Genomic DNA, 14861 nt, shown 5'->3' on the forward strand with positions numbered 1-14861 from the left:
TCGTTCCAGTCCCGCTCAGCGGGTACCGGACGTTCCGATCGACAATAGCGCGCGCTTTCCGGGGCCCGCCACGGTCGGGTCGAGTGATCTGCGCCTCATCGAACGAGGTCGGCGGGTACGGCGTGACGGACGAGCCGCCCGAGGATCAGCGTTCGCTCGACAACGACGCGAGGATTTCCGCGACCGTCCGGCCCTCGCCGTGGGCGCTGTCGCCCCGGCGACGTCGGGACCGACGTCCCGACGATTCGTCGTCGGAGTCGTCATCGTCGTCGGCCGTGTCCGCTGCTCCGTCCTGCGCGGTGATGTCCTTCTGATCCGCGGGACCCTTCTGCTCCGACGGGTCCTTGCGCTCCGCGGCATCGTTGCTCTCCGCTCCGGCTTTCTCGGACTCGTGCTTCCCCGGCTTCTGCTCGGCCGGCTTCTGGGCCTCGCGCTGTTTGTCGGTGCCTGCCTTCTCGCTCACCGACTTCTCGCTCGCCGGACCTTCGTCCTGTCTTCTGGCAGCCGGTTCCCCGGTCGCAGGCGTGCCGGCGTCGCTCTTCTCCGGCGCCTTCGCGGACGTCTTCACCGCGTCGCGCAGGGCCGCCTCGACCGATTCGGTCTCCGCGGTCAGCGGTTCGTCGTCGGGAGACGCGAAGGCCGGCCCGGACGGACGAGGCGCGGACACCCGCGCGGCCTCGCTCAGTTCGCGCAGCTTCTCCGCCTGGCCTTCGAGGGCGACGACATCGTCGGGCAACCGGCCGTCGAACAACATCTCGAGGGTGCGACGCAGGGTGGCCAGTTCGGTGCGCAGGGCCGCCATCTCGCCGGCGTCGAGCTTCAGATCGGCGCGGACCTTCTCCTCGACGGTCAGCTCGTATTCGCGCCGCGCCGCGATCTCCCGTTGCAACTGCAGTTCGTACACCGTCTTCAGGTCGTCGGCCTTCGCCCGGTCGAGTGCCGATTCCCGGCGGTACTTGTTCATGGCGATGGCGCCGACGGTGGCGGCCCACAAGGCGACGACCACCGCAACGCGCAGCAACTGCACACTCTCTGTGAAGATCAACAGCAGCGAGGCGATCATCGCCAGAGCGAGCAGACCGGCCACGATCATCGAGCCGGTGCTGCGCCACGGACGGCGATTTCTGTCTGCTCGCGCCGAGGTTGCCATGACCATCAGGGTACTTGGCCGGGTCCACCGATCGGAGCCGGACGACACGCCCTCTTCCCCCGCGAAATCCGAGGTCAGACAGCCGGTTCGTTCGGTTCGTCGGGGTCTTCCGGTGTCCGGCAACAGTATTCGAGCCACAGTGCGGCGGCCGCCAGCGCGACGCCGGCGACGGCTCCGACCAGCACACCCGACGTGTCGTCGGTGGCCGCCTGCACGACACCGCGCTGCGGCACGAGATACAGCAGGAACCCGATCCATACCCCGGCACTCGCGGCACCCACCAGCGCGGACGCCTTGGCGAGCGCGACCGCGCGGGCCGCGGTGATGGGATGCAACCGACCCGGTCCCTCACCGATCTCGTGCTTGCCCACCCGCGAACGGATCATGAACGCCAGGATCACTTCGATCACCGCGACCGGATACAGCGAGGCTCCCGCGTAGACCGGGATGGGCGGTAACGAGCCGTACATCGTGCGGACGAGCAACCACGCGGCGACCGCCGCCAGCGCGGCCAGCGCCAGCAGATCGCGGATCCTGGTCTGTTTCAGCACTCGCTGCGTCCCTGGGTCGTCGGCCCGGTCAGCGACAGATCGGTGCGATGCACGCCTTCGCGTTCGGCGGCGTCGAGTTCGCCCAGCCACTCGCCGATGCCCGCCCGTCGGCCGTCGGCGGTGAGCACGGCCTCGGGTTCGACGTCGAGCCACGGGACGAGCACGAACGCCCGCTGGTGCGCGCGCGGGTGGGGCAGGATCAGTTCCGGATCGTCGCTGCGCACCTCACCGTCGCCGCTGTCGCAGCTCACGACGTCGACGTCGAGGCTGCGCGGCCCCCAATGCTGCACCCGCACGCGTTCGGCGGCTTCTTCGAGTTCGCGGCCGAACCGCAGCCAGTCGTGCGGACCGAACCCGCCGTCCTCCGCGACGACGACCGCGTTGAGGAAGTCCTCCTGCTCGACACCACCCCACGGTGCCGTCGAGTACACCGCCGAGACGGCGACGAGGCGCTCACCCAGCGCGTCGACGACCGACCGCAGGTGCGCGAGCCGGTCGCCGACGTTCGACCCGATGGACAGCACGGCACGACTCACGACGCGCTCCCGGCCCCGTCACCTCGGGAGCGGTCGATCACGACGGCGACATCGCCGATGGTCAACGGGATCGGCGCCGACGGCTTGTGGAGCGTGACCTCGACCCGGGTGACACGCGGGTCGGTGAGGATCTCGTCGGCGATCTCGCCCGCGACCGTCTCGATGAGATCGCGTCCCGGACCCGCGATGATCGCCGCGGCACGCTCGGCGAGCTCGCCGTAGTGCAACGTGTCGGTGAGATCGTCGGACGCCGCAGCCGGCGCGAGATCGAGCCACACGACGATGTCGACGACGAAGTCCTGGCCGTCCCGCTTCTCGTGTTCGAAGACGCCGTGGTTGCCGCGGACGGTCAGTCCCCGTAGTTCGATGCGGTCGCTCACGCGTGCACTCCCTCCGCGCGTCCGCGCTGCCAGGCACGCACCACCGCGAGCGCGTCGCGGGATGCCTGCACGTCGTGGACGCGTACACCCCACGCGCCGTGGGTCGCGGCGAGCGCGGAGACGACTGCCGTGGCGACCTCGCGGCCCGCGGGGGGCCGGATCGTGCCGTCGGGCGCTGCGAGCAACGATCCGAGGAAACGCTTCCGGGACGCTCCGATCAGCACCGGGAATCCCAGATCGGTGAGCTCGGGCAGACGGTGGAGCAATTGCCAGTTGTGGTCGGGTTCCTTCACGAACCCCAGACCCGGATCGAGCACGATCCTGTCGGAGTCGACTCCGGCGGCCACCGCGATGTCGACCTGCGTGAGCAGCTCGTCGCGGACTTCGCGGACGACGTCGTCGTACTGCGTCGAGCCGCCGGCGTGGACGAACTCGCCGAGAGGACGCCAGTGCATGAGGATCCACGGAATTCCGGACTCGGCGACCACCCTGGCCATGTCGGCGTCGGCACGCCCACCCGAGACGTCGTTGATCATCGTCACCCCGGCCTCGATGGCAGCCTCGGCGACCGAGGCACGCATCGTGTCGACGCTCGTGGGGATGCCTGCTTCCGACAGGGCCGCGATCACCGGCGCCACGCGGGACGCCTCGACCTCGGGGTCGACACGCACCGCACCGGGCCGGGTGGACTCGCCACCCACATCGACGATGTCGACACCGAGTTCGCGCAGCTCGAAACCATGGGCTATCGCGGTCTCGCGATCCAGGTAACGACCTCCGTCGGAGAAGGAATCACTGGTGACGTTCAGTACGCCCATCACGACGGGCCACTGTTCGGCAGGGAAGACGGTCACCGGCGCAGAATCAGGTCCAGGGCCTCGGCACGCGACGCCGAACTGGTCTGGAACAAGCCGCGCACAGCGGAGGTGGTGGTGCTCGCCCCGGGCTTGCGGATGCCGCGCATGGCCATGCACAGATGCTCGGCCTCGACCACGACGATCACGCCGCGCGGCTGCAACTTGCGCATCATCGCATCGGCGACCTGACTGGTCAGGCGTTCCTGGACCTGCGGCCGCTTGGCGTAGAGGTCCACGACACGCGCCAGCTTCGACAACCCCGTCACGCGGCCCGTCGGACCCGGGATGTACCCCACGTGGGCGACCCCGTGGAACGACACGAGGTGGTGCTCACACGTCGAGTACATCGGGATGTCGCGCACGAGGACGAGTTCCTGATGACCTTCGTCGAAGGTCGTGCCGAGGACCTCGTCCGGATCCGTGAACAGTCCTCCGAACACCTCCCGGTAGGCGCGGGCCACACGGGCGGGGGTGTCGCGCAAACCCTCACGATCCGGATCCTCACCCACTGCGATCAGCAGTTCGCGCACGGCCGCTTCGGCTCGGGCCTGGTCGAATGTGCGTCCCGCGTCCACGCTCAACGCGTGAGTCGTCACATCCTCCGGGTCGGAACCCGTATCCGACTTCAGGTGGTTCACCGACACCCGCTCGCCCTCCACTCTTCACTCACTCGTCTCCATCGGACCCGACCGGCCCGATGCACGCCCGGTACCGGCTCACCGGCACGGATCAGTGCCGGCCGGCCGGGCCTTCCCACCGCTGGGTGGGAGGAGGCTCGGGAGTGCCGTAACCATCGCGCGGTTGCGAGTCTCCCACGTGGCTCTCACCACGGTGCGGATCTCCCGCACCGTTGTCGGCGGATTCGGACCGGCGCTCGGGATCCTGCGGCTCCTGCGGACGCCCGTAACCCTGCGGCTCCTGCGGATGCCCGAGACCCTGCGGTTCCTGCTGGGCCTGCTCACGCGGCGGCCAGCCGGGGGCCGACCATCCGGCGGGGGCACCGTAATCGGGCCGGGTCGCATGCCGCGGACCACCCGGGTACGGAGCGGGCGGCTGGAAACCGGGAAGCGGTTCGGAGGCCGGGACCGGCTGCGGTCGGGGGTACCCGTTCGCCTGCTGCACGGGCTGCGTCGGCTGGTACTGCGGCTGCCCGCCCGGCTGGTAGCCACCGGCGGCGGGCACCTCACCCTGACCGGGATACTGCGGATGCGCATGCGCCGGCTTCGTCAGCGACGGCGGTTCCGGCGGCCACGGCTCGCCACGCTCGGCCGCGAGTTCGGCAGGCGTCTTGATCGGCGGCTTGTCGGACGGGACCCGATCCCCGAAATCGTTGAAGGTCGTGATCCGCGGACGCTTCTTCACGTCGGCCAGGATCCGATCGAGATCCTTACGCGTCAGCGTCTCGTGCTCGAGCAGTTCGCCCGCCAGCAGGTCGAGAGCGTCGCGGTACTCGTTGAGGATCGCCCACGCCTCGGTGTGGGCGGCCTCGATGAGGTTGCGGACCTCCTCGTCGATCTCGCGTGCCACCTCGTGCGAGTAGTCGGACTGCACGCCCATCGACCGGCCGAGGAAGGGATCGCCCTGCTCCTGGCCGTAGCGGACCGCGCCGAGCTTCGCGCTCATGCCGTATTCGGTGACCATCGCCCGCGCGATCTTCGTGGCCTGGTCGATATCGGACGAGGCACCGGTGGTGGGCTCGCGGAAGACGAGTTCCTCGGCCGCACGACCACCCATGGCCATGACCAGGCGCGCGATCATCTCCGAACGCGTCATCAGGCCCTTGTCGTCCTCGGGCACCGTCATCGCGTGCCCGCCGGTGCGACCGCGGGCGAGGATGGTGACCTTGTAGACGGGCTCGATGTCGGGCATCGCCCAGGCGGCGAGGGTGTGGCCGCCCTCGTGGTAGGCCGTGATCTTCTTCTCGTGCTCGCTGATGATGCGGCTCTTGCGGCGGGGACCGCCGATGACGCGATCGACCGACTCCTCGAGGAGCGCCTCGGTGATCACCGTGCCGTTCTCGCGGGCAGTGAGCAACGCGGCCTCGTTGACGACGTTCGCGAGGTCGGCACCGGACATACCCACCGTGCGCTTGGCGAGCGCCCCGAGATCCGCGTGGGGATCGATCGGCTTGCCCTTCGAGTGCACGGCGAGGATCGCCCGGCGACCGGCGAGGTCGGGATTCGTGACCGGGATCTGACGGTCGAAGCGGCCGGGACGCAGCAGCGCCGGGTCGAGGATGTCGGGTCGGTTCGTCGCGGCCATCACGATGATGCCGGAGCGGTCGCCGAAGCCGTCCATCTCGACGAGGAGCTGGTTGAGGGTCTGCTCGCGCTCGTCGTGACCGCCGCCGAGGCCGGCGCCGCGCTGACGGCCCACGGCGTCGATCTCGTCGACGAAGATGATGCACGGAGCATTCTGCTTGGCCTGCTCGAACAGGTCGCGCACACGCGAGGCACCGACACCGACGAACATCTCGACGAAGTCCGAACCGGAGATCGTGAAGAACGGGACGCCCGCCTCACCGGCGACCGCGCGGGCGAGGAGGGTCTTACCGGTGCCGGGAGGGCCGTAGAGCAGCACGCCCTTCGGGATCTTCGCGCCGAGCGCCTGGTAGCGCGACGGGTTCTGCAGGAAGTCCTTGATCTCGTAGAGCTCCTCGACGGCCTCGTCGGCGCCGGCGACATCGGCGAAGGTCGTCTTGGGCATGTCCTTCGTGAGCTGCTTGGCCTTCGACTTGCCGAAGCCCATCATGCCGCCGCGACCACCCCCCTGCATGCGGCTCATCACGAAGAAGAACACGCCGAGCAGGATGATCATCGGCAGGACGAACAGAAGGATCGACGTCAGCCAGCTCTCCTGGGTGACGTTCGTGTCGTACTTCTGCGCGCCCGACGCGGAGACCAGGTCGAAAATCTGCTCGGACGCCGACGCGGGGTACTTCGCGATGATCTCGGTGCTGCCCTCGGTCGCGTCGTTGCCGCTCTCGAGCCACAACCGCACCTGCTGCTCGCGGTCGTCGATGCGTGCTTCACCGACGTTCTGCGATTGGAGTTGCGCCACCGCGACGGAGGTGTCCACCCGAGTGAAACCGCGCGTGTCGTCGCCGAAGTAACTGAAGGCGTAGATCACCAGCAGGATGCCGGCGACGATCGCCAGATTACGGAACACTGTCTTGCGGTTCATACAGGTTCGGCCCGAGCGGCCGGTCCTTTCGATCGAGTTCGTCGGGGTCTCGCAGTCGCGGCGCTTCGCGCCCGGTGTGGCCGCCATGCGCCGCGACGGTCACTGACCAGGCAACGCAAGGTTACCGCGTTGCAACGAGCAGTCGCCCCGGCACCGACCGGAGCCGATACCGGGAAGACGTCGTACTCGACAACGATCGGGACGGAACCGGAGTTCCCCGGGCCGGGGACCTCACGCCCCGGCTCGACCGGAGGTCAGCTGCTGTAGACCTTGGGATCCAGCGTGCCGATGTAGGGCAGGTCGCGGTAGCGCTCGTCGTAGTCGAGGCCGTAGCCGACGACGAACTCGTCCGGGATGTCGAATCCGACGTCCTTGACCTCGACGTCGATCTTGACGGCTTCCGGCTTGCGCAGCAGCGTGACGACCTCGAGCGACGCGGGGTTGCGCGACGACAGGTTCTTGAGCAGCCACGACAGCGTCAGGCCCGAGTCGATGATGTCCTCCACGATGAGAACGTGGCGACCGGCGATGTCCTTGTCGAGGTCCTTGAGGATGCGCACCACACCCGAGGACGACGTCGACGACCCGTACGAGCTGACGGCCATGAACTCCATCTGCGTCGGGATCGGCAGAGCGCGCGCGAAGTCGGTCATGAAGAAGATGGCGCCCTTGAGCACCCCGATGAGCAGCAGATCACCTTCGGGCGCACCCACGGGGTAACGCTCGGCGATCGACTGCGCCAGTTCTGCGGTCCGCTCCTTGATCTGTTCCTCGGAGATCAGCACCGACGCTATGTCGTTCTCGTACACCGGGGTCCTTCCCTACCTTCTGCTGCCGGTCGCCCGGGGCTTCGCCCGGTCGACGTACTCCACGGCAAGCGTGCCACGCCGACGCGACACCACCAACCTCGTCCCCGGCTGCGGGCCCCGCCCGACCGCCACCGGCCCCTGCCCACGCCACGCCACTACCAGGTCGTCGACCGCCCGCAGCATCGTCTCGTTCGGTGTGGCGGTGTGATCGATCAGCCACGACCGGAGTGCGCGCCGCCGTACTGCGGCGGGAGCCGCGGCGAGCACAGCGGTGTCGAGCAGGTCGTCGTCGTGGCGCGCCGCCGTGAGCAGTTCCACCGCCCGGACATCGAGGGCGTGGCCGTCGTCCTGCAGTTGCCCGGCCGTGCGCGCGAGAGCTTCGGCGACGCCCCCACCGAGCACGTCCTCGAGCAGCGGCAGGACCTCGCGGCGCAATCGCACGCGCGTGAACCGGTCGTCCGTGTTGTGCGGATCCTCGTACGGGCGGTAGCCGAGTTCGTCGCACGCCCGGCGGGTCGTGCTGCGGCGCACGCCGAGCAGCGGTCTGCCCCACGGCGGCTCGTAGGACGCCATGCCCCGGATCGAACGCAGTCCCGAGCCGCGGCCGAGGCCGAGCAACACCGTCTCGGCCTGGTCGTCGAGGGTGTGCCCGAGCAGCACCGGCCGTTCGTCGCGGTGCTCGTCGAGCGCCCGGTAACGGGCCGCACGCGCGGCGGCCTCGAGTCCTCCCCCGTCGGTGACGTCCACGGCGGCCACCGTGACGGTCGCGCAGCCGCGGGCCCGGGCGAACTCCGCGGCGCGGGCAGCGACGACCTCGGAGCCGGACTGCAGGCGATGGTCGACGACGACGGCGTGCACCGCGTCCGCTTCCGCCACGGCGGCGGCGGTCAGGGCTGCGGAATCGGCTCCGCCGGACAGCGCGACGGTCACCTCGCCGACGGGGTGCGCGCCCAGCCAGGCCCGCACTGCGAGTCGCACTTCGTGGATCGCCGGGGTCTCGGGCAGCAGCGGGCGATCGGCCGACGGGGATGCCACGATCAGCCCAGCACCCGCGCGATCCACGCGTCGGGGTGGTCGATCTCCGCCAGGGTGGGCAGGGCATCCGGTCCGGACCACACCGCGTTGAAGTCGTCCATGCCGACCTTCGCGACGACGGCGTCGACGAACTTCTTGCCGTGCACGTACTGCGCCATCTTGGCGTCCATGCCGAGGACGAGCCGGATCAGGCGATGGACGGGGCTGCTGTTGCGGTGCCGGCGGTTGTCGAACGCCCGCCGGATCCGCGCGACCGACGGGACCACGGCCGGGCCGACACCGTCCATCACATGGTCGGCGTGACCTTCGAGGAGAGTTCCCAGCGCGAGGATCCGATCGAACGATTCGCGTTGCGATTGTGCCTGCAGAGCACGCACGACGCCGAGCATCCCCCGCTCCGACATGGGCTTCTCGCCCGGAGTGCGCAGATCCTTCACCGCCGACACCACGCGGGTCGCGACGTCGCCCATCGGTTCCTCGACGGCGGTGGCGAGATCGACGGCAGCATCGCGCATCAGTTCCGCCATCCACGGTGCCTGCGAGAACTGCACGCGGTGGGTCACCTCGTGCAGGCACACCCACAGCCGGAAATCGGTGGGCGGCACCTTCAGGACACGTTCGACCGCGACGACATTGGGCGCGACGAGCAGCAACGAGCGGGAGAACGGATCGTATTGTCCGAGCACCGCCGAGGACAGGTACGCCAGCATGGCGCCCGCCTGCGCGCCCGCCGGTTTGCCCACCCAGCGTCGGCTGCCACCCGGATCCGCACCCGGCGCCGCGGTGAGGTCGGCCATGGACGCCGCGGCCGCGCGCACCCATCCGGGCCGGTCGACGACCCGCGCCGGCGGCGGCTCGGTTCCGTCGTCGAGTCGCGTGTGCTCGCGCACGGGGCCCTCGGCGCGTGCGGCAGCCGAGAACAGTTCGTCCTGCACCGCGTCGCGCGTGTACTGCGACATGGCAGGTTCGGAGCGGGTGAGGCGCACGCCGACCCCGGCCGCGAACGACCAGTCGATCGCGTCGCCGAGAGCCCGCTCCTTGCCGGTCATCGGCAGCCGCACTCGCGAAGCACCGACGCCACGGCGTCGAGGGCGGGCCGGGCCTCGCCCGGCGACCTGCCGTTGGAGAGCAGAGCGAACGACAGCACACGACCGTCGGAGTCGACGACGTACCCGGTGAGTCCGTTGACCTCGGTCAGAGTGCCGGTCTTCGCCCGCACCCAGCCGGCCCCGGCACGGGTCGTGGTGCCGTAGCGGTCGGCGAGCGTGCCGGTCGCTCCGGCGACGGGAAGATAGTCGAGCATGGGCCGCAGCTCCGTCCTGTTCGGTCCGGCCGCCTCGGAGATCACGCGATCGAGCGTACGAGCGGGGATCCGGTTCTCGACCGAGAGTCCGCTGACGTCGCGCAACGTCACACCGGTGACGTCCAGACCCGCTTGCTGCAGGGTACCGGTCACCGCCTTCGTGGTGCCCTCGAACGAGTGCTCGTTGCCCGTCGCGACGGCGACCTCCCGTCCGATGGTCTCCGCGAGGACGTTGTCGGATCGGCGCAGCATCTGACCGAGACGCACAGTGAGTGGCGCCGACTGGACCGACGCCATGGGCGCCGCACCGGGTGAGGCGGATCCGAGTGCTACCCGCGCGGGGTCGGCACCGAGCGCCGTCGCCAGTGCACGACCGGCGTCCAGGGCGGGCGTAGCGCTGCGAGGCGATTCGTCTTCGAGCGGGCGCAACCGGCCGCCGTCGAGCATCACCGGTTCGATGGGTGCGACGTAACCGTCGCCGACGTCCTGGGGAAACCAGCCCGGCGCGAGCGGATCCCCGCTGTACAGGCTCGTGTCGACGAGGACGGTCTCGACGGTCGTGCCGCCGCGGCGGATCTGTTCGGCGAGGTCGGCGATGCGAGGACCACCCGGATAGAAGCTCTCCTCGCCGGGCGGCAGTGCCGACAGGGTGGGGTCGCCCCCGGCGATCAGGACGATCTCTCCCGGCTTCGAACCTTCGACGACGCGCGTGGTGATCCGATGATCGGACGGCAGCACGAGCATGGCAGCCGCAGCGGTGAGAATCTTCGTCGTGGAGGCCGGGATCAAGGCGCGGTCGGGATCCTTCGACCACAGCACCGTGCCGGTCGTGGGGTCGCTGATCGATCCGGCGAAATCACCGAGCCCCGGGTCGTTCACGGCCCGGTCGAGTGCCGACGCCAGCGAAGTCGGGTCGGGCGTCGGAGCGTCGGGTGAGACCGCGGCGACCGCGGGGGTCGCGACCACCGGTGCCGGTGCGGGAAGTACGACCGCGCCGGCGGATGTCCGCACGTCGTAGATCGCGAAGGCTCCACCGACGACCAGAGCGAGGAAACCCGCTCCCCAGATCCCGAACAGGATCTTCATGTTCCGCCGTCGCCTGGTTGCCAGTGAACCCTGCTTCTTGTTGCCGCCCTGCCCCGTCAACACGCCTCCGCTGCATCCTGCACACACTGGTCGACCAGCTACCCGCACTTCCCGCTGCCGGCCGCACACTGTTGTGACGCACTCGGGGCCCCGGTACCTGCACCTCCAGCCTAGCGCCGCGACCGTTATCCTCTCTGCGGACCATCACCGCAGATACGGATGTCGTATCCGCCGGAAAATACCGACGAAGTGAGGCAAGGCGTGGAGTTCGAGGTCACCATCGAGATCCCCAAGGGACAGCGGAACAAGTACGAGGTCGATCACGAGACCGGACGCGTCAAGCTCGATCGTTACCTGTACACCTCGTTCGGCTACCCCGCCGACTACGGCTACATCGAGAACACCCTCGGTGAGGACGGCGATCCGCTCGACTGCATGGTGCTGCTGCCCGAGTCGGTGTTCCCCGGCGTTCTGGTCGACGCCCGCCCGATCGGCATGTTCAAGATGGTCGACGAGGCCGGGGGCGACGACAAGATCCTGGCCGTCCCGGCCGGCGACCCGCGCTGGGATCACGTCCAGGACATCAGCGACGTCTCGCAGTTCGAGCTCGACGCGATCAAGCACTTCTTCGTCCACTACAAGGACCTCGAGCCGGGCAAGCACGTCGAGGCCGCCGACTGGGTCGGTCGCGCCGAGGCCGAGGCCGAGGTGACCGCGTCGGTCGAGCGTCTGAAGAACAACGGCGGGCACTGACACCGAGCCTGCAACGCAGATCCCCCGGACGATCGGATCGTCCGGGGGATCTGTCGTAGGAGGGGCCTACTCCCCCGTGAACTGCGGCGGTCGCTTCTCGAAGACGGCGGTGATCGCCTCGGTGAGGTCCTCCGACGGCAGGAACGCCGCGTTCCACGCCGCGACGTAGCGGAGGCTGTCGTCGACCTGCGGCGAGCGGGTGTGGTCGAGAACGTTCTTGATGCCCTGAACCACGAGCGGCGGGTTCGCGGCGATTTCCGCGGCGGTCGCGTGAGCCGCGGCGAGCACGGCGTCCGCGTCGTCGTAGACGTCGTTGACGAGTCCGATCTTCTCGGCGCGGGCGGCGTCGATGTCCTTGCCGGTCAGCGCGAGTTCGCGGACGTGACCGTCGCCGATGATGAGCGGGAGCCGGGCGAGGGTGCCGACGTCGGCGACCATTCCGACCTTGACCTCGCGGACGCTGAACTTCGCGTCGGCGCTCGCGTAGCGGATGTCGGCGGCGGAGATGAGGTCGACCGCTCCGCCGATGCACCAGCCCTGGACCGCGGCGACGACCGGCTTGCGGCAGTCGGCGACGGCCGTGACGGCCGCCTGCATGTTCTTGATCATCGCGTGGAAGTCCGTGCGCGGCTTCGCGAGCGCCTTGCCGGAGACGACGGCGCCGAGACTGCCGCCCATGGCGACGAGGTCGAGCCCGTAGGAGAAGTTCCGGCCGGAACCGGCGAGGACGACGGCGCGGACGTCGGGGTCGGCGTCGAGCTCACCGAAAAGGACGGGCAGTTCCGCCCAGAAGTCGGGGCCCATGGCATTGCCTTTGCCGGGGCCGACGAGCGTGACCCGTGCGACGTGGTCCTCGCACTCGACGGTGAACGCTTTCCAGGGAGAGTGATCGGTCATTACCCAACGGTAACTTCTGCGCCCTCGAAATGCACCGTCCCCCACTTCACGACGCGACGACGACGCATCCTCCGAACCGTGCCCACCGGGCGCCGATTTTCCTACTCTTGATCCATGACCAGGTCGCTGCATCCGAATGCCCACCGCGTCTCGGACACGCTCATCGCCCGCGGCCATCACGGTCTGATCGTCCAGCAGCCGGAGACCGTGCACACCGCCGAGCAGGCCGCCGCCGCGGTGGGTGTGGAGGTGGGCGCGATCGTGAAGTCGCTCGTCTTCCTGCTCGACGACGACCCGATCCTGCTGCTGGTGTCCGGGGCGCATCGCGTGTCGGTCGAGCGGACCGGCGAGCGGCTCGGCGGCGAGCTCGTGCCGGCCTCCCCCGACCTGGTCACGGAGGTCACCGGCCAGCCGCTCGGTGGTGTCGCGCCGCTCGGCCACCCCACGAACCTGCCCACCTACATCGACCGAGCGCTGCAGCTCCACCCGGATCTGTGGGCGTCGGGTGGATGCCCGAACACACTGTTCCGGACCGTCTATGCGGAGCTCATGCGCATCACCGCGGCGATCGACGTCGACGTCGACTGAGACCGTCCACCCAGCGGTACCGTCGGCACCTCCACCCGGGTACACTCTCCGTCGTGACAGTCCGAGCGTGGAGCCGCAGGCATGTCGACCTGTGCCGTACCCGCTCGTGCCTCTGTGCGGCCTGAGATCCGCACCATCCCTTCTCTTTCCGGCGCCGCGCAGCTGCGGGCCACTGCCCGCCCGGCACCGTTCACCTTCCGACCAGCGGAGCCCTTCCATGACCACGTCCTCCATCGAGAACCCGGCCGACGGCTCGGTCGATTCACCTGAACTCGTTCTCATCGTGCAGATCTCGGACACGAACGCCGGATCGGCGGGTGATCTCGCAGCTCTCGCCGACGCACTACGGGAGACCGCCCTCGATCTGCTCCCGGGTGCGCGCACCCACACCCTCCTCAGTCCCGGCCCGACCCCACTGGTGATCGACCTGCCGGCCCGCGGGCTGGTGCTCGACAATCAGCGAGTCGAGTTGAGCCACAGCGAATTCGAGATCCTGGCCCATCTGGTTCGCCGGCCCCGCGTCGCGGTGCCCCGCGCGGCGCTACGGCCACTCGGCGCCGGATACTCCGAGAACGACGACTTCGACACCGACCGGGGCAACCGCAGTGTCGACGTCCACGTCTCCCGGATCCGTTCCAAGCTGGGACGTTTCGGCACCATCATCACGACTGTCCGCGGGTCCGGTTACCGGTTCGATCCCGATCCGCGCGTGCACGTGGTCGAAGCGCTCGATCGCCGCACTGCGTGAACGCACGCGAAGGAGGGGCAGGAGTCGAAACCCCTGCCCCTCCTTCGCGATACGAACTCGAGTCAGGAAGCGCGCACGGATTCCTGGGCGCCCTCGCCGAACCGGCGCAGGACCTCGACGACGGTCGGCGAGACCTCGATGAGGCCGCGCGACGCCAACCACGGCAGCGTTCCGTCGACGAGATACTCGACGGTGAACGGCGCAGCGAGCGGGATCAACGTGACGCCGTCGGCGACCTGCACGGCGTGGATGTCGGCGATCAGCCCGGCGAGACCGTGCGGCGTTCCGACGTACGACAACGTGTCGGCCTCCCCGCGGGTGGCTTCCGGACGGGTGCGTCGGGTACGGGCGGTGCGGGCATCGGACGCGAGGACGACCTCGACGTCGACGAGCACGGTGACCGAATCGGGCTCGCGGCCCTCCTCGGCGGCCTCCGCACGGATGCGGTCGCGCAGCTTTCCGGCCTCACGCAGGTCGGCGGCACGCACCCGCACGACGTTGGGTGCATCGGCGCTGAGGTCGAGCGGCGGATCGCCGGCACGCCCCAGGGTCAGGTCGGCCCAGTAGTCGGGTCCGGAGTGACCGGCGAGTTCGACGGCGATACGCAACGCCCGGATGGCGGCGGACTCGACGACGGCCGGGTCTGCGGTGGCCGGATCTGCGGATACAGGGGTGACGGTGGATGCGACGGGCATGGGATGCCTCTCGGTACGGGCCGCGGAGCGGCACGGAGAAATCGGCCTGTGAGCCGGAAGACTTCGAGGGAGAAGACCTTCAGTCCGAACAGATTCCCGATGCCGTACGGCAGAGGTCGACATGGCGACGGCACCAGCGTGCCGCGGCGATCGCCCTCATCCGTTCCATGCGAATTACCCTACTGACCCTGTGGGGAATTGTCGACCGCTAGATGTTGCGGGTCATGACGTTGTAGACACCACCAGGGGCTGACGAAGGCGGACGGGCCTTCCGACGGCAGGATGGGAAG

Annotated in this window: 16 protein-coding genes; 3 read left to right on the plus strand and 13 right to left on the minus strand. The window is 69.2% G+C overall.

Annotated elements, in window-relative coordinates; all coding sequences use genetic code 11:
- Nucleotides 1-145 precede the first annotated feature (145 nt).
- The 11 genes from PV766_RS02305 to dacB all read right to left on the minus strand — a co-directional run bounded on the left by PV766_RS02305 (nt 146) and on the right by dacB (nt 10890).
- Nucleotides 146-1150, minus strand: coding sequence for a DUF6779 domain-containing protein (locus PV766_RS02305; RefSeq protein ID WP_421096313.1), 1005 nt, complete (start codon nt 1148-1150; stop codon nt 146-148).
- 74 nt (nt 1151-1224) lie between these two features.
- Nucleotides 1225-1701: a DUF3180 domain-containing protein gene (locus PV766_RS02310; RefSeq protein ID WP_016931924.1), complete on the minus strand. Its 477-nt coding sequence runs from the start codon at nt 1699-1701 to the stop codon at nt 1225-1227.
- Nucleotides 1695-2237 (minus strand): 2-amino-4-hydroxy-6-hydroxymethyldihydropteridine diphosphokinase, encoded by a 543-nt coding sequence (folK, locus tag PV766_RS02315; protein WP_421096314.1) that lies wholly within the window; start codon nt 2235-2237, stop codon nt 1695-1697. Before folK ends, PV766_RS02310 begins: the two co-directional genes overlap by 7 nt.
- On the minus strand, nt 2234-2617 hold the full coding sequence (gene folB, locus PV766_RS02320; protein ID WP_421096315.1) for a dihydroneopterin aldolase: 384 nt from the start codon (nt 2615-2617) through the stop codon (nt 2234-2236). The genes folK and folB overlap by 4 nt, the downstream gene beginning before the upstream one ends.
- The gene (gene folP, locus PV766_RS02325) at nt 2614-3435 is read right to left on the minus strand and encodes a dihydropteroate synthase (RefSeq protein ID WP_421096327.1); all 822 of its coding nucleotides are present in this window, start codon (nt 3433-3435) and stop codon (nt 2614-2616) included. Before folP ends, folB begins: the two co-directional genes overlap by 4 nt.
- 32 nt (nt 3436-3467) lie before the next feature.
- Nucleotides 3468-4133: a GTP cyclohydrolase I FolE gene (folE, locus tag PV766_RS02330; protein WP_421096316.1), complete on the minus strand. Its 666-nt coding sequence runs from the start codon at nt 4131-4133 to the stop codon at nt 3468-3470.
- Nucleotides 4134-4203: 70 nt separating this feature from the next.
- The gene (ftsH, locus tag PV766_RS02335) at nt 4204-6657 is read right to left on the minus strand and encodes an ATP-dependent zinc metalloprotease FtsH (protein ID WP_421096317.1); all 2454 of its coding nucleotides are present in this window, start codon (nt 6655-6657) and stop codon (nt 4204-4206) included.
- Between the two features lie 254 nt (nt 6658-6911).
- Nucleotides 6912-7466 (minus strand): hypoxanthine phosphoribosyltransferase, encoded by a 555-nt coding sequence (hpt, locus tag PV766_RS02340; RefSeq protein WP_016931918.1) that lies wholly within the window; start codon nt 7464-7466, stop codon nt 6912-6914.
- 12 nt (nt 7467-7478) lie between these two features.
- Entirely contained in the window at nt 7479-8528 is a 1050-nt protein-coding gene (tilS, locus tag PV766_RS02345) for a tRNA lysidine(34) synthetase TilS (RefSeq protein WP_421096318.1), read from the minus strand.
- Nucleotides 8504-9550 carry a zinc-dependent metalloprotease gene (locus PV766_RS02350; RefSeq protein ID WP_421096319.1) on the minus strand — a complete coding sequence of 349 codons (1047 nt, stop codon included), beginning with the start codon at nt 9548-9550 and terminating at the stop codon, nt 8504-8506. Before PV766_RS02350 ends, tilS begins: the two co-directional genes overlap by 25 nt.
- On the minus strand, nt 9547-10890 hold the full coding sequence (gene dacB, locus PV766_RS02355) for a D-alanyl-D-alanine carboxypeptidase/D-alanyl-D-alanine endopeptidase (protein ID WP_421096328.1): 1344 nt from the start codon (nt 10888-10890) through the stop codon (nt 9547-9549). Before dacB ends, PV766_RS02350 begins: the two co-directional genes overlap by 4 nt.
- Before the next feature lie 261 nt (nt 10891-11151).
- On the opposite strand from dacB, the gene PV766_RS02360 reads away from it, so the two are divergent.
- Nucleotides 11152-11643, plus strand: coding sequence for an inorganic diphosphatase (locus PV766_RS02360; protein ID WP_064063115.1), 492 nt, complete (start codon nt 11152-11154; stop codon nt 11641-11643).
- 66 nt (nt 11644-11709) lie between these two features.
- Here PV766_RS02360 and PV766_RS02365 read toward each other — a convergent pair whose 3' ends face one another.
- The gene (locus PV766_RS02365; RefSeq protein WP_421096320.1) at nt 11710-12540 is read right to left on the minus strand and encodes a crotonase/enoyl-CoA hydratase family protein; all 831 of its coding nucleotides are present in this window, start codon (nt 12538-12540) and stop codon (nt 11710-11712) included.
- Nucleotides 12541-12654: 114 nt separating this feature from the next.
- On the opposite strand from PV766_RS02365, the gene PV766_RS02370 reads away from it, so the two are divergent.
- Together PV766_RS02370 and PV766_RS02375 are read left to right on the plus strand one after the other, a co-directional pair.
- Nucleotides 12655-13128, plus strand: a complete 474-nt coding sequence (locus tag PV766_RS02370) for a YbaK/EbsC family protein (RefSeq protein ID WP_064063113.1) — start codon at nt 12655-12657, stop codon at nt 13126-13128.
- Nucleotides 13129-13345: 217 nt separating this feature from the next.
- Nucleotides 13346-13876: a winged helix-turn-helix domain-containing protein gene (locus PV766_RS02375; protein ID WP_064063112.1), complete on the plus strand. Its 531-nt coding sequence runs from the start codon at nt 13346-13348 to the stop codon at nt 13874-13876.
- Between the two features lie 62 nt (nt 13877-13938).
- Here PV766_RS02375 and PV766_RS02380 read toward each other — a convergent pair whose 3' ends face one another.
- Complete coding sequence (locus PV766_RS02380) at nt 13939-14571, minus strand: hypothetical protein (protein ID WP_421096321.1); 633 nt, start codon at nt 14569-14571, stop codon at nt 13939-13941.
- Nucleotides 14572-14861: the final 290 nt, after the last annotated feature.

Source organism: Rhodococcus sp. As11 (genome assembly GCF_048957735.1).
Taxonomy (GTDB): domain Bacteria; phylum Actinomycetota; class Actinomycetes; order Mycobacteriales; family Mycobacteriaceae; genus Rhodococcus; species Rhodococcus gordoniae.